Origin of the sequence: Kitasatospora sp. NPDC056731 (assembly GCF_040687675.1) — a bacterium.
Taxonomy (GTDB): domain Bacteria; phylum Actinomycetota; class Actinomycetes; order Streptomycetales; family Streptomycetaceae; genus Kitasatospora.
The window spans coordinates 136191-154919 of the sequence record NZ_JBFBNR010000018.1; the positions used below are offsets into that span (position 1 = coordinate 136191).

Consider the following 18729-nt stretch of genomic DNA (forward strand, 5'->3'; position numbering starts at 1 on the left):
GTGGTTGGCGCGCGGTCGCGCCCCTGACCCCGACCCTCGCGGGGGCGGCGGGCGGGGTCAGCGACGGCCTGCGGTTCCGGTCCCGGCTCGCCTCCTGGCAGAACCCCTCGCTGACCGGTGCACTCGGACACGCGGTCCTGCCGTCCGCCCCGGCGGGCATCCTGCGGGCGGTGGCACGGCCCCTCGGCCCGGCGGTCTCCGCCGGGGCGGACGGGCCCGTGCTGCCGTACGCCGCACCGGCGGTGGCGCCGTCGGAGGGTTCGGATCCGGCCTCGGCTTCGGTGGGGGACGGGCCGGGCGGGCTCGGTCAGGTACGGCAGGTGCAGAGGTCCGGCGCCGTGGTGCGACGGCTCCCCGTACGGGCGGTGGCCGCCGAGGGTGGCGCCGCGCCGGCTGCCCCCGCGCCCGCCCCCGCTCACGGCTCAGAGGCGCCGACTTCCGGGCCTACCAAGCCGACCAGGCCGGTCCCGTCGCGCCGCGTCGGGAAGCCCCTGACCACCGCACCCCGCCCCCGGTCCCTGCCGCCGCGTGCGGTGGCCGTGATCCCGCCCCGGCCGGTGCAGCGTTCCGCGAGCGCGACGACGGTGGAACGTTCCGCCGCCGTCGCGTCGGTGGAGCCTGCCGAGAGTGCGAAGCCGGTGGAGCGGCCCGAGGGCGCGGCACCGGTGGAACGGCCCGCGCGCGCGACGACGGTGGAGCGTTCCGCCGCTGTCGCGCCGCCCGTGGTGGAGCCGGGTGCCACTGCGCGGCCGGCCGAGACCTCCGAGCCGGACCCGGTGCGGCCGACCGGTGCCCCGACCCCGAGCACCGGCAATGCCGTTCAGCGCGCCGCTAGGGGAGACAGCGCGAGGGGAGGCGCCGCACCGGGCCGACCCGTGCTCGGTGCCCCGCTGACCTCGCTGCCCGCCAGCGCCTCGCCACGGCTCAACACCGACGGCGCGGCAGGCCTGGGGCCCGTGCCCGGTCCCGGGGCAGGGCACGGGCCTATGCCGATCGTCTCCCCGCCCGCGCAGCCGACTGCTCCGGCGGGGAGCGGGTCAGTCGGCTCGGAGCCGTCGGCACCGGGCAACCCGGCGCGCTCGGCTCGCCCTGCCCGCCCCGAGCCCGGACGGCGCGGGGACGCCCCCGTACAGCGCGCCGTCCAGACCGGCGGCGGTCCGACCGCCGCGCAGCGCGCCACACAGCCGCGTACCGAACAGCCGCGCACCGAACAGGCGCGCACCGAATCGTCCAACGCCCGCACGCACGGCGGCCTGGGTGCGCCGCTGACCGCGCTGCCGCCGACGGCGGGCGCGGCACCCGGAGCGCGGGCCGCCGGTACGGCCGACGGCCGGCGCGGCCCCGTCCGGCGGACCACGGCCCCGGGCCACGGCGCCCCAGCGACTCCCGACACCCCAGCGACTCCCGCACCGCCGCAGCCGGCCGGCCGAAGCGTGGCGCCCCCGAGCCCGGAAGGCGCTCCTCGCGCCACGGGCACGGCCGCCGCCGCGCCGGGCGCCACGGCAGTCCAGCGTGCGGCTGCGCCCGGCACGCGAAGCGCTGACACGAGCGGGCAGGGCGGCTCCACCGAGCCCGGCCCTGCTGCCGGGCCGCAGTCTCCCCCCGGGACGGCACCGCAGGACGCGGCCCGCCGGGTCCGGCGCAGCGGTGGCGCCGGTGGTGCCGGTGGTACCGGTGGCGCCCGGGATGTGCGGCCGACCGCTTCGCCGGGCGGGCCCAGCCCGCTGGTCGTGGCCCGCTCGCCGATCGGCGGCACCGCCGCACGTCCGGCGGCCGGGCCGGGCCACCGCACGCTCGGCCTGCTCGGCGAGCGCCGCATGGCGTCCACGCTCGCCGCACCGGCGACGGCGCCCGCACCGGGGCCAGGCCGCGTGCCCGCGCCCGCGCCCGCCCCACCCGTCGTCAGGGCCGCCTGGCCGCAGGAGCCGCCCGTGCGCACCGAAGTGCCGCCGGCCCCGGAACCGGCGGCACCCGCGAGCTGGCGGCACCGGGCCGCCGCCGTCCTGCGCCTGCCCCGACGGGCACAGGCGAGCCGACCTGACGCTGCGCGCCCGGCGTCCCCGGAATCCCCGTCGGACCCGGAAGGCACCGCCCCGGCGGTGCCGGGTGCGCGGGGTGCCGTGGTGGCGCGTGCGGGTGCGCGGGGATCGGCGTCCGGCAGCTCTGCGGACTCTGCCGGCTCGGGCGCGGTGGGGCGTTCTGCTGCCGTGAGGCGTCCGAGCGTGCAGCGTTCGGTGGCTGGCGGCGCCGGCCCGGTGAAGGCGGATGCGCGTTCGTCGGCGTCGGCCGGCTCGGCGGCGCAGGGGCCGCGGCCGTCAGGGCGCGGTGGTGCCCCCTCGGGGCGGGCAGGTGTGCGGGGTCCGGCGATTGGTGGCTCTGGTCCGGTGGCTGCCGGCCCCGGAACTGGCCCGGTGCAGGCGGATGCGCGCCTGTCGGAGCGCGGCGGTCCTCCTGCGGGGCGGGCGGGTGTGCAGCGTTCGACGACGGCCGGGGGACCTCGCCCGGAGGGGTCGGAGGGGCAGCCCGTAGCGCCCGATACCGCCCCGGCCGGGCGGGCGCGGCGCGGGGAGACTCCCGTGCCGCCGGTGGCTGTGGAGCGTGGCGGCCGTGGTCCGGCGGTGCAGCGGTCGGTCTCCGGCGGTCCGAGCCCCGTCGAACCGGGTGTCCGGTCGGCGGAGCCGCGAGGTGCTGCGGTGCCTGTCGTGGTTCCCGCCGGTCGGGTGCGGCGCGGGGAGCGTCCAGCACCCCCGGTCGTCGTGGCCGATGCCGGCCCGGCGGCCGTGGGCGCCTCCCGTGCCGGGCGCGCTGCGAGCGTGCAGCGTTCGGTGTCCGCCGGCCCTGTTGTTAATGGCCCTGCCGCCGCTGCTGCTGCTGCCAGCTCTGCCCCCGGCCCGGTCGAGCCGACCGTGCGACCGGCGTTCTCCGCCGATGCGTCGACGCCTGCCGCCGTCCCCGCCGTCCCCGCCGTCCCCGCCGGTCGCGGGGGGCGTCCTGCGTCCGCGTCCGTTGCCTCCTCCGGTGGCCGTGTTCCGAGCGTGCCGTTGGTGCGACTCGCCCCGCCGAGCGCCCCGGTGTCCCCGGCGGTCCCCGCGATGGTCCAGCGGCTGCCGGTCGCCGGGCCCGCCGGCCCTCCCGTGCCCGCGTCCGCGGCGCCTCCGCTGCCGAGCGGTGGCGCCTGGGCGGGTGGCGGCTTCGGCGGACCGGGGGCGGGCGGGGAGTCGCCGCTGCGCACCGGGTCGTGGTCGTGGACCGCGCCGTCCCGGGACGGCGCGGGCTCGTCTTCAGGGCCGTCCGGGCCGGCGCGGCCTTCGACGGATACCGCCCGGGTGCTGCAACGGGTGGCGGAGCAGGCGGGGTTGCACGGGGTGCCGTTGACCGCGGTACCGGCCCGCACTCCGGTGACCGTCCAGACCACCGCCTCGTCCCCGCCGCCGACCGCGGCCCCGCCCGCTCAGCCGGGCGGCGGATCGTCGACCGGGCCCACGTCGGGGGCCGACCTCGACGAACTGGCCCGGCGCCTGATCGAGCCCGTCGGACGGCTGCTGCGCGCGGAGTTGCGCAGGGGGAGGGAGCGCGCCGGGCGGCCGTACGACGGCCGTCGCTGAGCGCTCGGGGCGCGGCGGGCAGACGGGCAGTGGCAGGTGGCAGGTGGTAGGCGGGCAGGGCGACGGAGGCAGGAATGACCGACAACATCTTCGCGACGAGCGTGTTCTTCAAGCTCACGATCGGCGGCAATGATCTGGGCGAGTTCACGACGTGCTCGGGGCTGGGCGCCGAGGTCGAGATCCACCAGTATGCCGAGGGCGGCAACAACGGCTTCTCCTGGCAGTTGCCGGGCCGGATCACCTGGTCGAACATCACGCTCACCCGCGCGGTCACCGCGGACACCGTCAAGATCGCCCGCTGGCTGGACGAGACCGTGCGGCGGGTCCAGCCCAAGAACGGTGAAATCGTGGCCCTGCGGCCAGACTTGAGCCCCATCGTCAGCTGGCAGGTGCTCGGCATCGTGCCGGTCCGCTGGCAGGGCCCGTCGTTCGACCCGGCGAACTCGCAGGCGGCGACGGAGTCCCTGGAGATCGCCCACGCCGGGCTGCGCCCGTCATCGTGACGGCGCGCCGCACCCGGCGCAGGCAACCCATCGGACGACGAACGGAAGGAGGTGCGGGATGTCAGATGTCCCAGCGAGTGTCACCCGGGCCCAACTGGCCATCATGGAGCCGCCGGCGACGGTCGGCGCCCAGCCCGGCGGGGTGATCGCGCGGCTCCCGCTTCAGTTCAACCCGTCGAGCCTGGTACTGCGGAAGTCCTCGGAGTGGCGCCGCACCCCGTCCCGGATGGCCGCCGAGTCCGCGCTGCCCGAGTTCGTCGGCAGCGGGCCCCGCTCGCTGTCCATGGAGGTGTTCCTCGATGCGACGGCGACCCATGACGACTCGGTGGAAAAGGCGGTGGAGCAGCTGATGACGGCCTGTGTGCCGACTCCGGCCAGCCTGGCGCGCAAGAAGCCGGCGAGCCCGTGGATCCGGCTGGACTGGGGCACGTCGTCGACGACGTCGTTCAACGGCGTGCTGACCGGCCTTCAGGTCACCTACTCGCTGTTCGACGTCGACGGCAAGCCGCTGCGGGCCACCTGCTCGTTCACCATCGACGAGGCCAGTGTCGACACGCCGGGCCAGAACCCGACCTCCGGCTCGATGGAGGCGCGCAGCACCCACCGGGTGATCGCGGGCGACAGCCTGCCGCTGCTCGCCTGGCGCGAGTACGGCGACGCGACGGCGTGGCGCACCATCGCCGAGGCCAACGACATCGACGACCCGATGGTGCTCGTCCCCGGGGTGGAACTGATCGTGCCGGGGATCGACGAGCCCACCCGAGGAGGGCGGTCATGACCACTCCCGAGGCGCGCGGCGGCCGCTCCTTCGCCGCGGATCCGATCGTCGAGGCGCCCGGCCCGCTGCCGCCGGTCTGGGCGGCCCAGCTGGTCTCCTGCGACATCGAGGAGAGCACGGGCCTGCCCGACACGGCCGTGCTGATGTTCCGCGACGCGGACCACACCTTCCTCTCCGCGACCGGGGTCACCATCGGCACCCGGCTGCGGGTCTCCGTGATGACGGTGCAGGGCAACGCGCAGGTGCGGCTGTTCACGGGCGAGGTGACGGCGCTGGAGCTGGACGTGGACACCACCGGCTCGTTCACCGTGGTGCGGGCGTCCGCCATCACCCACCGGTTGATGCGCGGGCGCCGGGTGAAGGCGTTCCGCAACATGTCGACGGCGGACATCGTCCGTCAGGTCGCCGCGGGCGCCGGGCTCGGTTGCGGCCGGGTCGACGCGTTCCCCGTCGTCCACGAGCAGCTGTCGCAGGCCAACGTCTCGGACTGGGAGTTCCTCCAGTACCTGGCGCAGGAGAGCGGTGCGCAGGTGCGGGCGGACGACGAGGGGCTGCTGGAGTTCGTCAAGCCCGAGCAGGCCTCCTCGGCCCCGGCCCCCTCGACTCCCGCTCCGCAGAACCCGCTGGTCCTGGAGTACGGTCGCAACCTGCTGGAGCTGCGCGGCGTGCTGACGGGCGGCGGCGGGGCGGACACCGTCGAGGTGCGCGGCTGGAACGTCCTCACCAAGAAGGCCCTGGTCGCCACGGAGCCGTCGGTGGCCAGCGAGACGGTGCGGCCCGGGATGAGCCCGTCGACGGCGGCCGCCGCCTTCTCGGGGCAGGCGCGGATGACCGTCACCGACACCCCGTACCGCACGCAGGCGGAGACGGCGGCCGCGGCCGGGTCGGTCGCCGCCTCGGTGGCCGCCGGGTTCGGCGAGCTGGAGGTGGTCGTCGAGGGCAATCCGAAGCTGCGGGCGGGCGTTCCGGTCGCCCTGGGCAACGTCGGTGCCGCCTTCTCGGGCCGCTACACGGCCACCGCGGTGCGCCACCTGCTGGAGCCCTTCCGCGGCTACCGGACGACCGTCGTGGTCAGCGCGGCGCCGGACCGCTCCCTCGCGGGGCTCGTCGCCGGGGGCGGTGCGGTGCCGCGCGGGCCGCGGATGCCCGGCCTGGCCGTCGCCGTGGTCACCGACGTCCGGGAGCCGGGGGGCGCGCAACGCGGTTGGGTGCGGCTGAAGTTCCCGTGGCTGGACGACACCTACGTCTCCGACTGGGTGCGCACCGTCCAGTGGGGCGGGCAGGGCGGCGGCGGAGTGTTCAGCCCCGAGGTGAACGACGAGGTGCTGGTCGGCTTCGAGCAGGGCAGCCTGGACAGCCCGTACGTGCTGGGCGGCCTCTACAACGGCGTCGACAAACCCTCGCCGCACGAGGTGCCGCTGGTCGACCCGGCCGGCGGGAAGGTCAACCGCCGCTCGCTGGTCTCCCGTTCGGGCCACCGCCTGGAACTGCTGGACGTGCCGGGCGGCCAGTCCGGCGTCCGGCTGGCCAGCGGGGACCGGAAGCTGGAGGTGCGGCTGGACGAGCAGCGCGGCGAGATCGTCCTGACCGTCTTCGGCGCGGCCGGTGCGGCGGCGGCGAGTTCGGTGCGGCTGTCCTCCACCGGCATCACCATCGACGCCGGCGCCGGGGCGGTGAACCTGCGCGGGGGATCGGTGAACGTCACCGGCCGTACGGGGGTCACCGTGGACGGCGGCGCACTGGCGGTGCTCAAGGCGGCTCTCGTGCGCATCAACTGAGTCACCGTCAGCTGAGCCACCGTCAGTACAGCTCGACCCTCCGGCCCCCTTGAACCACCCGATTGGAGAACGCAGATGCCCCCCGCAGCCCGGATGGGTGACACCACCAGCGACGGCGGTGCCATCACCACCCCGCCACCAGGCGCCCTCGCGGCGGCGACCGTGCTGATCGGCGGCCGCCCGGCTGCCGTCACCGGCAGCCTGCACGTGTGCGTGCCGCACGTGGAACTCGGGCCCGGCAACGTCGTCATGCCCAGCCCCACGGCGGCGGCCGGGGGCCTGGTCCTGATCGGTGGGCTGCCCGCGGCGCGGATGGGCGACCAGACGGCCTGCGGCGCGAAGATCGTCACCGGCGCCCTCAACGTGCTGATCGGGGGCGTCGCGTGAGCGGCTTCATCGGGCGAGGCTGGGCCTTCCCGCTGCGGGTGAACGCCACCGGCGGCATCGGCATGGTGGACCGGGACCGGGAGATCGAGGAGGCCATCCGGCTGATCCTCGGCACCGCCCCCGGGGAGCGGCCGATGCGCCCGGAGTTCGGCTGCGGCATCCACGAGTACGTGTTCGCGCCGAGCGACGGCGGCACGGCGGGCCGGATCGCGCGCGAGGTGCGCACCGCGCTGGAACGCTGGGAGCCGCGGATCGAGGTGGACGACGTCGTGATCGCCTTCGACACCGTCGACGACGGCACGCTCTACATCGACGTCCACTACACCGTGCGGTCCACCAACGACCGCCGCAACCTGGTCTTTCCCTTCTACACCATCCCGAGCTCGCCGGACGCCCCGGACGTCCAGGACGTCCCGGGTGCCCTGGGCGCCGTGACCGGGGGAGTGAGCTGATGGCGCTGCCCTCCCCGAACCTGGACGACCGCCGGTTCCAGCAACTCGTCGACGAGGCCAAGCGGTTCGTCCAGCAGCGGGCCCCGGAGTGGACCGACCACAACGTGTCCGACCCCGGGGTCACCCTGATCGAGACCTTCGCGTACATGGTGGACCAGCTGCTCTACCGGCTGAACCGGGTGCCGGAGAAGAACTACTCGGCCTTCCTCGACCTGCTGGGCGTCCGGCTCTTCCCGCCGGCCGCGGCGACCGCGGAGGTCGACTTCTGGCTGTCGGCCCCGCAGCCCGAGACGGTGCTGCTGCGGGCGGGCACCGAGGTGTCCACGCTGCGGACCGAGACCGAGGAGGCGGTGGTGTTCTCCACCGCCGAGGACCTGCCCGTCGTCCCCAGCTCCCTCGACCGGCTGGTCACCGTCTCCGCCGCGGGGGAGCAGACCGACGCCACGGCGCGGCTGGCCGACGGCGTGGACGTGCCGTGCTTCCAGCCGCGCCCCCAGGTCGGGGACGCCATGCTGTTCGCGCTGCCGGCCGTCGTGCCGCGCTGCATCCTCGTCGTCCGGCTGGACAGCCGGGTCGAGGGCGTCGGTGTCGACCCGCGCCAGCCCCCGCTGGCGTGGGAGGTGTGGGACGGCGCGCGGTGGATCGCCTGCGAGACCGGCTCCGACACCACCGGCGGCCTCAACCGGCCCGGTGAGGTGGTGGTGTTCGTGCCCGCAGGGCAGGTCGCCTCGGTGGTCGCCGGGCGCCGGGCGGGCTGGCTGCGCTGCCGGGTGTCCGCGCCGGAGCCGGGCCAGCCGTTCTACGCGGAGTCCCCGACGATCCGCCGCGCGGAGGTGTTCACGGTCGGCGGCACCGCGACCGTCGTGCACGCCCAGACCGTGACCGACGCGCCGCTCGGCACCTCGGAGGGCGTCGCGGGCCAGCGCTTCCGGCTCGCCAGGCCGCCCGTCCTGCTCGACGGCGGGCCCCCGGTGGTCGAGGTCGCGGCCGGCGACGGCTGGGAGCGGTGGACGGCCGTCGAGCACTTCGGTGACTCGGCGCCGACCGACCGGCACGTGGTGATCGACGCGACCACGGGCGAGTTCGCGTTCCCGCCCGCCGTCCGGGAACCCGACGGCGGCCTGCACGCCTTCGGCGCGGTGCCGCCCAAGGGCGCGCACCTGCGGGTACCGCACTACCGCACGGGCGGCGGCACCGCCGGGAACGTCGCCCGGGCGACGATCACGGTGCTGCGCAGCTCCGTCCCGTACGTGGCCAGGGTCGACAACCGCGAGGCGGCCAGGGGCGGGGTCGACGGCGAGACGGTGGAGAACGCCAAGGTGCGCGCCCCCCACCTGCTGCGGCTCCAGGAACGGGCCGTCACCGCCGGGGACTTCGAGCTGATCGCCCGGCAGGCCGCCCCCTCGGCGGCCCGGGTGCGCTGCGCGCCGGCCGTCGCCGGGGAGGCGGGCGCGGTGCGGGTGCTGGTGGTCCCCGACGCGGTCGCGGACGAGGGCGACCGCCTGCGGTTCGAGCAGCTGATCCCCGGCGAGCAGGTGCTGTCGGCCATCGCGACGGCCCTGGACGAGCGGCGGCTCGTCGGCACCCGGCTCGTCGTCCAACCGCCCGACTACCAGGGGGTGACGGTGGTCGCCCGGCTCGGGACCCGCTCCCCGGACGGCGACCGGGTCCGGGAGGCGGCGCTCGCGGCCCTGTTCCGGCACCTCAACCCGCTGCGCGGCGGCGCCGACGGAAGGGGCTGGCCGTTCGGCCGGGCCGTGCAGTACGGGGAGGTGTTCGCGGTGCTCCAGCAGGTGGCCGGGGTCACGGCGGTCGAGGAACTGCGGCTCTTCCCGGCGGATCCGATCACCGGGCGCCGGGGCGCGCCCGCCGAACGGGTCGACGTCGCCCCGGACGCGCTGGTCTTCTCGCACCAGCACCAGGTCGTGGTCGCCGCGCTCCCGGCGGACGGTCAGCGATGAGCAGAGCGGCCGTCCCCGGGCTGCCCAGCCCGCATCCGATCGGTGAGCTCCTGCCCGCGCTCTACGCCGAGGACGACTTCGCCCAGCGGTTCACCGCAGGCCTGGACACCGTCCTCGCCCCGGTCTTCGCCACCCTGGACAACCTGCCCGCCTACTTCCAACCGCGCCTGGCCCCGGCCGACTTCGTCGAGTGGCTGGCGGACTGGGTCGCCGTCGAGACCGACCCGGCCTGGCCGGAGGAGGTCCGCCGGGCCGTGGTCGGCCGCGCGGTCGAACTGCACCGGTGGCGGGGCACCCGGCGCGGGCTCCGGGAACGGCTGCGGCTGATCCTCGGCGTCGGCGCGCAGATCGTGGACGGCGGCGGCGTGGCCTGGTCCACCACCGCGGGCGCGGAGTTGCCGCCCGCGCCCTCCGGGGAACTGCTGGTGCGGGTCTGGCCCGAGCGCACCCCGGCGGTGGACGAGGAGCAGGTGCTGGCGGTCGTCCGGGCGTCCTGCCCGGTGCACCTGACCTGCCGGGTGGAGGTCCTGCCCGGGCCTCCTGGTCCGTCCGGTCCACCTGGTCCACCTGGTCCACCTGGTTCACCTGGTTCATCCGGTCCACTCGGTCCACTCGGTGGGGAAGAGAGCTGAGCAATGCGTACGTGTCCCGAGTGCGGAGTGGCCAACGAGGACGGGGACGATTTCTGCGGCAACTGCGGTGCCTACCTCGGCTGGTCGGGGGCGGCTGCCGCCACCTCGGCGGCTCCCGGCTCTGCCGCCGCGCCGCCTGCTGCCGCCGCTCCGCCCGCCGCCGCCCCGCCTGCTGCCGCCCCGCCCGCTGCTCCGCCCGCCGGCGCGGCCCGCGAGGAACCGCCCGTGCGGCCGTCCGCGGCGCCCGCCGAACCGCCTGCCGCCCGGCCCGTCGAGCCGGCGAGGCCGTCCGCCGCCGCGCCCGCTGCTGCGCCCGCAGCCACGCCCAAGCCCGCACCCGCCGCCGAGGTGCCGCCGGTCCGCCCCGGCGCGGTGCCGCCGCAGCCCACGTCCGCCCGGCAGCCGGCGGCGGCGGACCCGGTGGCGGTGCAGCCCGCCAAGCCCGTGGCGCCCCGCCCGACCGTCCGCCCGGCCGCGGCCGACGAGGCCCAGGTCGGCCCACCCTGCCCCCGGTGCGGCACGCCCAACCGGCCCGACCGGAAGTTCTGCCGGCGGTGCGCGGAGCCGCTGACCCCCACCGAACTCGTGGCGGCCCTGCCGTGGTGGCGCACCCGCTGGCCGTTCCGGCGCCGCGTGCGCATAGGTGGCTCCGGCCGCACCCTGCGCCGGATGATCGCGCTGCTCGTGCTGGCGGCGCTGGTGGTCGCGGGGGTGCTGTTCTACCCGGCGGGGCGGAACATCTACGAGGACGTGCTGGACAAGCTCCGCGACGCCTCGGCGATCTCCCCCACGGGGGCGGCGGCGAGCGCGGAGGTCGAGGGCCACCCCGCGAAACTGACCGTCGACGGGCTGAGCAACACCTACTGGGGGGCGCCGAACGTCGGGGACTCGATCAGCTTCCCCTTCGCCCGCCCGTTCCGGCTGGTGGACGTCATCATCCACACCGGCTCCTCCACCGAGCCGCAGCAGTTCCAGCAGCAGGCCCGGCCCACCGCCCTGGACCTGCGGATGACGACCTCGGACGGCAAGGTGCACGAGCAGAAGGTGACGCTGAACGACAAGCCGGGCCCGCAGACGGTGCTGACCGGCGTCAGCGACGTCGTGAAGGTGACGATGGTCGTCCGCGCCGCCGCCGGGACGGGGCCCGGAATCCCCATCGCGCTGGCCGAGGTGGAGTTCTTCAAACGCTGAGGGCAGGCTGCGGAGGTGGGCCCGGGCGCGGGCGTGGGAGGCTACCCGGGTACCGCCGCAGCCCGCGCCCAGGAGCACCGCCATGCACCGACCCCCCGCCTTCCGTCTCGACGCCACCGCCTCCGGGCACCCGGCGGGGATCCTCGACGCCGCCGAGCGGGCCGAACGCCGGGGCATGGACCGCCTGGTGGTCGCCGAGACCGCGTACGACCCGTTCCTCCAGCTGGCCCGCGCCGCCGACCGGACCGAGCGGATCGAGCTGGCCACCGGCATCGCGGTGGCCTTCGCCCGCACCCCGATGACGCTCGCCTACCAGGCCTGGGGGCTGCACGCGGCCTCCGGCGGACGGGCCGTCATCGGGCTGGGCTCGCAGGTCAAGCCGCACATCGAGAAGCGTTTCGGGATGCCCTGGGACCGGCCGGCCGCGCGGATGCGCGAGTACGTGCACGCGGTGCGGGCGATCTGGCACAGCTGGCAGACCGGCGAACGGCTGCGCTTCCGGGGCGAGTTCTACACCCACACGATGATGACGCCGGTCTTCTCGCCCGACCCCGTCCCCGCCGGGGTGCCGAGGATCCTGCTGGCCGGCGTCGGGCCGCTGATGACCCGTACGGCCGGGGCGGTGGCCGACGGGTTCCTCAGCCACCCGTTCTCGTCGCCCGCCTACCTGGCCGAGCAGGTGCTGCCCGGTCTGACCGGGGCCCGGGCGCAGGCCGAGGCCGAGGGCGCCCCGTGGACGGCGCGGCCGTTCGAGGTCGCCGGCAGCGTGTTGACCGCCACCGGCCGGACGGAGGAGGAGCTGGCGGCCAACCGGGCCGGGGTGCGGGAGCGGTTGGCGTTCTACGCCTCCACCCCGGCCTACCGCCCGGTGCTGGCCCAGCACGGGTGGGAGGGGCTCCAGGAGGAACTGCACACCCACTCGGTGCGCGGCCGCTGGGCGGAGATGGCCGCGCTGATCGACGACGAGGTGTTCGACACCTTCGCGGTGTCCGGTCCGGTCGAGGACGTCGCCCGCGAGCTGACCCGCCGGTACGCGGGCCTGGTCGACCGGCTGTCCGTCAGCCTGCCGGAGGAGGCGGACCCGGAGCTGGGCCTCGACGTCCTGGCGGCCGTCCGCGCCCTCGGCTGACCTCCGCCGGACCTTCGCCCGCCCCCGCCGTACCCTCGCCCGCCCCCGTTCCCCGACCGGAAACAGCCGCCGACCGAACGCGGTGGGCGGCCGATCGGGCAGGAGACGGCCAAGACCGGGCACATTCGGGCAACGGGTTCCCGGTGGCGACGGCGGGCGGCAGGATCGCGCTGGCAGACCGTGACGGGCCGCCGACTTCACCCACCCCACGGTCTGTCATGTCTTGGCCACCGTCGACGACCGTGGGGGTGCCCGCTTGTCCGTGCCAGACGACCGTCCTGCCGTTGACTGCCTCGCCGAGTTCGGGGCGTCCGACGACCTCGCCGACTTCGACGAGTTCCTGCGCGTCTGCGCCGAACTGACCGGCTTCGACGAGCCCGAGCTGCGCGCCACCGGCATGGCGCACGAGCACCACCGCACCGCCCTGGCCCACCGGGTCCGCGACGACCACGCCCTGGTCCACCTCTGGTACGTCGGCGCCTGGCCGGGCGAGACCCCCAGCTCCGCCCGCGCCTACGACCAGGGCCTGGCCTGGCGGACCTTCCGCGCCGACCCGCCCGGCGCCGCCGCCCCCGGCCACGGCAGCTGGGCCGAGGCACCCCGAGGGGGCGAGGAACGGTGACCGCCCGCTGGGACGTCGTCGTGGTCGGCGCCGGCTTCGCCGGAACGCTGGTCGCCCACCGCCTCGGCGCGCAGGGCCGGCGGGTCCTCGTCCTCGAAGCCGGCCGGGCCGCGCCCTCCGGGCCCGAGACCGCCGCCGCCTTCCGCGCGGCCGGCGGCGGCCCGCCCACCTCGCCCTACCCGCACGACCCCGACGCCCCGTCCCTCGACGTCACCGACCTCACCGGGCTCCCCGGCGGCGGCTTCACCGCCACCGGACACCTCCGGCAGGACGGCCCGCTGCCCTACGCCAGCGGCTACCTGCGCGCCAACGGCGGCACCGGACTGCTCTGGACCGGCCTCACCCCGCGCATGCACCCCGAGGACTTCCGCACCGGCGACCTCGGCCGCGGCCGCAACTGGCCGATCGGTTACGACGACCTGGAGCCGTACTACCGCGCCGCCGAACACGAACTCGGCGTCGCCGCCGACGCCGGGGAGCAGCGCCGCGCCGTCGGACTGCCGATCCCGGACGACTACGCCTTCCCCATGCGGGCCATCCCGGCCAGCCACCTCGACCGCCGGCTCGCCCACGCCCTCGACGGCCGGACCGTCCGCGACCCCGCCATGCCCGGCCCCGCCCGGCTCGCCGTCACCGGCACCCCGCACGCCCGCAACGGCCTGCCCACCCGGCCCGGCGACAGCTTCGGCCCGCCCTGCGCGGGCAGCGCCAGCTGCGTCCCGGTCTGCCCGACCGGCGCCAAGTACACGCCGCTGCGCACCCAGGCCCGCTGGGCGCCCTGCGTCGAACTGCGCACCGGGGCCGTGGTGGCCAAGGTGCTCGCCGACCCGGTGACCGGGCGCGCCACCGGGGTGGAGTACCTGGCCGGCGGCGCGGCCCACCGGGTGGACGCGGACCTGGTCGTCCTCGCCGCGCACGCCGTCGAGAACGCCCGGCTGCTGCTCCTGTCCGGCCTGGCCAACCGCAGCGACCAGGTGGGCCGCAACCTGATGGACCACCCGGCGCTGCTCACCTGGGGGCTCATGCCCGGCCAGGTCGGCCCCTACCGGGGGCCCGGCTCCACCAGCGGCCTGGAGGCCTTCCGCTTCGGCCCGGCCCGCGCCCGCCGGGCCCCGTTCCGGATCGAGATCGGCAACTGGGGCTGGTCCTGGGCCGGTGGCTCCCCCGAGGCGGAGACGGCCGCACTGCTGGCCGCCGGACTGCGCGGCAAGGAGCTGCGGGCACGCCTCGGCGACCGGCTCGGCCGTCAGTTCTCGCTCCAGTTCGAGCTGGAGCAGCCCGCCGACCCGGCCAACCGGGTCACCCTCGACCCGGACCGGCGCGATCCGCTCGGCCTCCCCGGCCCGGCCGTCCGCTACGACCTCGACGAGTACGTCCGCGCGGGCATGGTCTCGGCCCGGGCCGTCTCCGACCAGCTGTTCGCCCTGCTCGGCGCCGAGGACCACACCGCCTACCCGGCCGGTCCGCAGTGGCCGGGCCGCCTCGAACACCGGGGAACCGCCTACGGGTACCGGGGCGCGGGCCACGCCGGCGGCACCCACGTCATGGGCGACTCGCCCGCCACCTCCGTCGTCGACCACTGGCAGCGCTGCTGGGACCACCCCAACCTGTACGCCGTCGGGTGCGGCTCGATGCCCTCGCTCGGCACCTCCAACCCCTCGCTCACCATGGCCGCCCTCGCCCTGCGCAGCGCCGACCGGATCCACCAGGACCTGCTGGCCCTGCACCACCCGGTGTCCGTCGCCGGTACCCCTTCGTCCGTCGCTCCTTCGCCCGCCACCCGTTCGCCCGCCCCTCCGGAGACACCATGACCGGCCTGCCGCTCCCGCCCGTACCGGAGCCGTACCACCTGCCCTTCCACTACGGCGCGCTGCACAACATCGGCGTCGACTTCCTGGTCGAGCCCGAGCGGGCGCGTGAACTGCTCGGCAAGCGCCACCCCGGCCTGACGGCCGCCGTGTTCGACGGCGGGGCCTGCGTGTCCCTCAACTACCAGCTGTACTTCGCCCAGTACCCGAACGGCGGTGGCATCACCGAGGAGCTGGAGATCAACCTGGTCGCCCACCCGGTGTTCGCCGGGGACCGCCTCCCGGTCCTCAACTACGGCCAGTACGCCCGGGGTTACGACCAGACCAAGCTGCTCGGGATCGCCCGCCTGCACGTCCTGTGCGACAACCCGCTCGCCATCGACGCCGGGCGCCGCCTGTACGCCGAGCCCAAACACCCCGGCTGGTTCGAGACCGCGCTGCCCTCGCTCAACGCCCCCGCCGTGCGCGAGCGCTGGTCCGTCTCCTGCCGCCGGGCCACCCTCGGGGAGGACGGGCTGCGCCGCCACGACGAGCAACTCCTCGCCCTCGACGTGAACCTGATCGGCCTCACCGCCGAATCCGTCAACAACACCCCGATCACCGGCTACGGCACCGACGACGAGGGCAAGCTGCTCGCCGGCCCGCTCAACGTCTACCACCCCTACCGCTACTACGCCCTGGACGACCGCACCGCCGACCGCGTCCGGCTCGACCTCGGCAACCCCGCGGAGGAGTCCGCCCGCGACCTCGCCCACCTGATCGCCGACGCCCCGGCCGCCGGGGTCTGGACCTACCAGTCCCCGCCGGTCGCCGCCCACAACCGCGCCTACTACGTCCGGTGACGCCCGCCCGCCGAGGGCGGGTTACGGTCAGGGTCGACGACACCACCTGAGTGGGCGGGCGGCGGACCGCGGGCGCCGTGGACGCCGTTCTCGTGTGCACCCCTGACCGCTCCTCCGCAGCTGGGGGTGTGCGCGTGAGTGTCCACTGACAAGGGTAGCCTTACCCATTGCGCAGGTGATCGGCAGTGGGGAGGGACCCTTGTTGGAATTCCGGCTGCTCGGACCAGTGGAAGTCCGGTGCGACGGGCAGTCTGTCGAGATCGGGCCACCGAAACGCCGGACCTTGCTGGCGATGCTCCTCCTCGCCAACGACGCGTTGGTCACGAACGACCGCCTCACCGACGCCCTGTGGGGCGAGCAGCCGCCCAGACACGCCAAGACCGTGATCCAGGGGCACGTCTCCCAACTCCGCCGGCTGCTGCACCCCGTGGGCACGGTCACCATCGCCACCGCCTGTGACGGCTACCTCCTCCAGGCGCCGTCCGACCACATCGACGGCGAGCGGTTCCGCGCCGCCGTCGCCGAAGCGCGCACCGGCGACGGCGCACCGGCCGGGATCCCGGCGCTGCGCAAGGCCCTCGCGCTCTGGCGCGGCCCGGCGCTCGCCGGACTCTGCGGCACACCCCCGGTCGTCGCCGCAGCAGCGGAACTGGAGGAGGCGCGGCTCGGCGCGGTGGAGGAGCTCGGCCAGGCGCTGACCGCGGGCCGGCGCGCCGAAGAGGCCGTCACGGTGCTGCGGGGCCCGGCGGACAGGCATCCGCTGCGCGAATCCCTGGTGGCGCTCCTGCTCGACGCCCTGCTGGCGACGAACCGGCAGGCCGAGGCCATCGAGCTCTACCACCGGACGGCCCGACTGCTCGGTGACGAACTGGGCGTCGACCCGGGCCCCGCGATGGTCGAGGCCTACGACCGGATCCTCAGCCCGCCACGCGCCGCACGCCGACGGGAGGACACGTACCGGCCCGGGGACCCCCACGGGCAGGAGGCCGCGCACCGCCAGGCCGACACCCGCAGCCAAGCGGGCGCGCACCGAGAGGAGGATGCGCACCGCCAGGCCGACGCGCACCGCGGCGCGGGACACGCGGGACAGCCGGGCTCGAACGACCTGCGGCGACCGCTCCTGCTGCCCCGCCGACCGGCCGGCTTCACCGGGCGCAAGCGTGAACTCGCCGCCCTCGACGCGGCCGTGCGGCACACCGCACACGACTCGCCCATCTGTCTGGTCACCGGGCCGGCCGGGATCGGCAAGAGCGCGCTGGTGGCCCACTGGGCCCAACAGGCCGCGGCGGACTTCCCGGACGGCGTGCTCTTCGCCCGGCTCGGCGGCTTCATCGACACCGCGCCGATCGCCGACCCCGCCTTCGTCATCCGGGACTTCCTCGGCGCGCTCGGCATCCAGCCCGACGACATCCCGCAGAACACCGCCGCAGCCGAGGCGCTCTACCGCTCGCTGCTCCGGAACCGCCGCCTCCTGGTCATCCTCGACGACGCGCTGAGCTACGACCAGGTCCGCCCGCTGCTCCCCGGAGCCCACGGCTGCGCCACCGTCGTCACCAGCCGCAACCGGCTGGAGAGCCTGGTCGCCGGTGACTGCGCCCGCCCCCTGCTGCTGGACCGGCTCGGGCCGGGGGAGGGCGAGGCACTGTTCGCCCGCATCCTCGGCCCGGACCGGGTCGGAGCGGAACCGGACGCCGCCGGGCGCCTGGTGCGGCTGTGCGACGGGCTGCCGCTGGCCCTGCGACTGGCGGCGGCCCGGCTGGCGGTGCGACCCGAGCGCTCGCTCGGCGACGCGGTCGAGGAACTCCGCGACGGGCAGCGGCGGATCTCCTTCCTCGCGGTGGACGGCATCGACTTCGCCTCCGTCCTGCGCGTCAGCGTGGACCACCTCCCGCCGGACGCGGTCGCCGTCCTCCGGCTGCTGGCCCACCATTTCGGCCCCGACATCGACGTGGCGGCGGTCGCCGCGCTGGCGGACGACAGCCCGGCCGGCAGCCGCGCGGTGCTGGAACGCCTCGTCGCCGCCAACCTGGTGGAGGAGCGGGGGCACGACCGCTACGCCCTGCACGGACTCATCCGGCTGTTCGCCCGCTCGCTCGGCCCCGCCCCCGGGGGCGACCGCCTCCTTCCGCTCCTCGACCACTACCTGTACGCCGCCCTGGCCGCCGCGAGCGCGGCGGTGGCGGGCAGCCAACCCTGCTGCCGGCTCCCGGAGGACTTCCGGACGCCGGTGTCGACGCCCGTCTTCGCCGACCGGGAGGAGGCCATGGCCTGGTACGCCAGGGAACGGCGCAACCTCGTCGCCGCCACCGCGGCGGCCGCCGCCGGCCGGCACCACCACCGGGCGTGGCGACTCGCCCTGCTGCTGTGGCCCCTGGTCGTCCAGCAGCCCGGAGCCGACTGGGAGGCTCCGCTCGGCCACGCCCTCGGCTCCGCCGTCGAACTGGCCGAGGCCGACGCGGAATCCCGCGTCAGGAGCCTGCTCGGCTGGGTCCTCGGGCAGAACGGCCGGTACGAGGAGGCCTTGCCGCACCTGCTGCGCGCACCCGACCTGGCCCGGCGCGCCGACGACACCGAGGGTGAGGCGATCGCCACCGCCAACCTGGCCCAGGCCCGGGAGGCACTCGGCGACACGAACCTGGCCGGCCTCGGCTACGAGCGGGCCGCACAGCTCGCCCGCAGGGCCGGCAGCCCGCAGACCGAGATGCTCACGACCTACTACCTGGCCCGGTACCACCTGCTGAACGAGCGCCCGGCGAAGGCGCTCACCCTCGCGCGGTGCGCGCTCGACCTCGCCCCGGAGGACCAGGTCGCGGCGCGCCGCGCGATGCTCCTGGACATCTGCGGGAGGGCCCTGTCCACCCTGGACCGCAACGGCGAGGCGTGGCACCACTTCGACCGCGCGGGCCGCCTCGCGGAACAGGACGGCTTCACCGCCGACGCCGCCGACTACTACGCGCGCGCCGCAGCGGTACGGACCTGCGGGAACGGGTAGCGGCTGCCGGCCGCGGTGCCCGGCTGGACACCGCGGCCGGGTGCCGCCG

The 18729-nt window shown here is 76.0% G+C and carries 14 protein-coding genes; all 14 read left to right on the forward strand.

The genetic code is table 11. The features are described 5' to 3' along the window. Positions 1-3044 precede the first annotated feature (3044 nt). The 14 genes from AB0R04_RS20735 (at position 3045) to AB0R04_RS20800 (ending at position 18680) form a co-directional block, all read left to right on the forward strand. A complete protein-coding gene (locus AB0R04_RS20735; RefSeq protein ID WP_363373127.1) occupies positions 3045-3605 on the forward strand; it encodes a hypothetical protein in 561 nt (186 codons plus the stop codon). A gap of 74 nt (positions 3606-3679) precedes the next feature. After that, on the forward strand, positions 3680-4108 hold the full coding sequence (locus tag AB0R04_RS20740; protein ID WP_363373130.1) for a phage tail protein: 429 nt from the start codon (positions 3680-3682) through the stop codon (positions 4106-4108). Between the two features lie 58 nt (positions 4109-4166). After that, on the forward strand, positions 4167-4886 hold the full coding sequence (locus tag AB0R04_RS20745) for a LysM peptidoglycan-binding domain-containing protein (RefSeq protein WP_063346009.1): 720 nt from the start codon (positions 4167-4169) through the stop codon (positions 4884-4886). After that, entirely contained in the window at positions 4883-6664 is a 1782-nt protein-coding gene (locus tag AB0R04_RS20750) for a VgrG-related protein (RefSeq protein WP_363373133.1), read from the forward strand. The genes AB0R04_RS20745 and AB0R04_RS20750 overlap by 4 nt, the downstream gene beginning before the upstream one ends. A gap of 75 nt (positions 6665-6739) precedes the next feature. After that, a complete protein-coding gene (locus AB0R04_RS20755; protein WP_363373135.1) occupies positions 6740-7051 on the forward strand; it encodes a PAAR domain-containing protein in 312 nt (103 codons plus the stop codon). Continuing rightward, positions 7048-7503, forward strand: a complete 456-nt coding sequence (locus tag AB0R04_RS20760) for a GPW/gp25 family protein (RefSeq protein ID WP_350881814.1) — start codon at positions 7048-7050, stop codon at positions 7501-7503. Before AB0R04_RS20755 ends, AB0R04_RS20760 begins: the two co-directional genes overlap by 4 nt. Next, entirely contained in the window at positions 7503-9464 is a 1962-nt protein-coding gene (locus tag AB0R04_RS20765; protein WP_363373137.1) for a putative baseplate assembly protein, read from the forward strand. Before AB0R04_RS20760 ends, AB0R04_RS20765 begins: the two co-directional genes overlap by 1 nt. Beyond that, positions 9461-10096, forward strand: a complete 636-nt coding sequence (locus AB0R04_RS20770) for a phage tail protein (RefSeq protein WP_363373139.1) — start codon at positions 9461-9463, stop codon at positions 10094-10096. Before AB0R04_RS20765 ends, AB0R04_RS20770 begins: the two co-directional genes overlap by 4 nt. Before the next feature lie 3 nt (positions 10097-10099). Continuing rightward, a complete protein-coding gene (locus AB0R04_RS20775; RefSeq protein WP_363373141.1) occupies positions 10100-11287 on the forward strand; it encodes a zinc-ribbon domain-containing protein in 1188 nt (395 codons plus the stop codon). Between the two features lie 82 nt (positions 11288-11369). Beyond that, positions 11370-12416: a TIGR03617 family F420-dependent LLM class oxidoreductase gene (locus tag AB0R04_RS20780; RefSeq protein ID WP_363373142.1), complete on the forward strand. Its 1047-nt coding sequence runs from the start codon at positions 11370-11372 to the stop codon at positions 12414-12416. A gap of 256 nt (positions 12417-12672) precedes the next feature. After that, complete coding sequence (locus AB0R04_RS20785) at positions 12673-13038, forward strand: hypothetical protein (protein ID WP_159398306.1); 366 nt, start codon at positions 12673-12675, stop codon at positions 13036-13038. After that, entirely contained in the window at positions 13035-14849 is a 1815-nt protein-coding gene (locus tag AB0R04_RS20790) for a GMC family oxidoreductase (protein WP_363373145.1), read from the forward strand. Before AB0R04_RS20785 ends, AB0R04_RS20790 begins: the two co-directional genes overlap by 4 nt. After that, positions 14846-15688, forward strand: a complete 843-nt coding sequence (locus tag AB0R04_RS20795; protein ID WP_363373147.1) for a hypothetical protein — start codon at positions 14846-14848, stop codon at positions 15686-15688. Before AB0R04_RS20790 ends, AB0R04_RS20795 begins: the two co-directional genes overlap by 4 nt. A 226-nt stretch (positions 15689-15914) precedes the next feature. Next, positions 15915-18680 carry a BTAD domain-containing putative transcriptional regulator gene (locus tag AB0R04_RS20800; RefSeq protein WP_363373202.1) on the forward strand — a complete coding sequence of 922 codons (2766 nt, stop codon included), beginning with the start codon at positions 15915-15917 and terminating at the stop codon, positions 18678-18680. The last annotated feature ends 49 nt before the right edge of the window (positions 18681-18729 follow it).

What these genes read in the sequence shown, in the direction of transcription:
- AB0R04_RS20740 (WP_363373130.1), top strand. Translation starts at nt 3,680, where the DNA reads ATGACCGACAACATCTTCGCGACGAGCGTGTTCTTCAAGCTCACGATC.
- AB0R04_RS20745 (WP_063346009.1), top strand. Translation starts at nt 4,167, where the DNA reads ATGTCAGATGTCCCAGCGAGTGTCACCCGGGCCCAACTGGCCATCATG.
- AB0R04_RS20750 (WP_363373133.1), top strand. Translation starts at nt 4,883, where the DNA reads ATGACCACTCCCGAGGCGCGCGGCGGCCGCTCCTTCGCCGCGGATCCG.
- AB0R04_RS20755 (WP_363373135.1), top strand. Translation starts at nt 6,740, where the DNA reads ATGCCCCCCGCAGCCCGGATGGGTGACACCACCAGCGACGGCGGTGCC.
- AB0R04_RS20765 (WP_363373137.1), top strand. Translation starts at nt 7,503, where the DNA reads ATGGCGCTGCCCTCCCCGAACCTGGACGACCGCCGGTTCCAGCAACTC.
- AB0R04_RS20770 (WP_363373139.1), top strand. Translation starts at nt 9,461, where the DNA reads ATGAGCAGAGCGGCCGTCCCCGGGCTGCCCAGCCCGCATCCGATCGGT.
- AB0R04_RS20775 (WP_363373141.1), top strand. Translation starts at nt 10,100, where the DNA reads ATGCGTACGTGTCCCGAGTGCGGAGTGGCCAACGAGGACGGGGACGAT.
- AB0R04_RS20780 (WP_363373142.1), top strand. Translation starts at nt 11,370, where the DNA reads ATGCACCGACCCCCCGCCTTCCGTCTCGACGCCACCGCCTCCGGGCAC.
- AB0R04_RS20795 (WP_363373147.1), top strand. Translation starts at nt 14,846, where the DNA reads ATGACCGGCCTGCCGCTCCCGCCCGTACCGGAGCCGTACCACCTGCCC.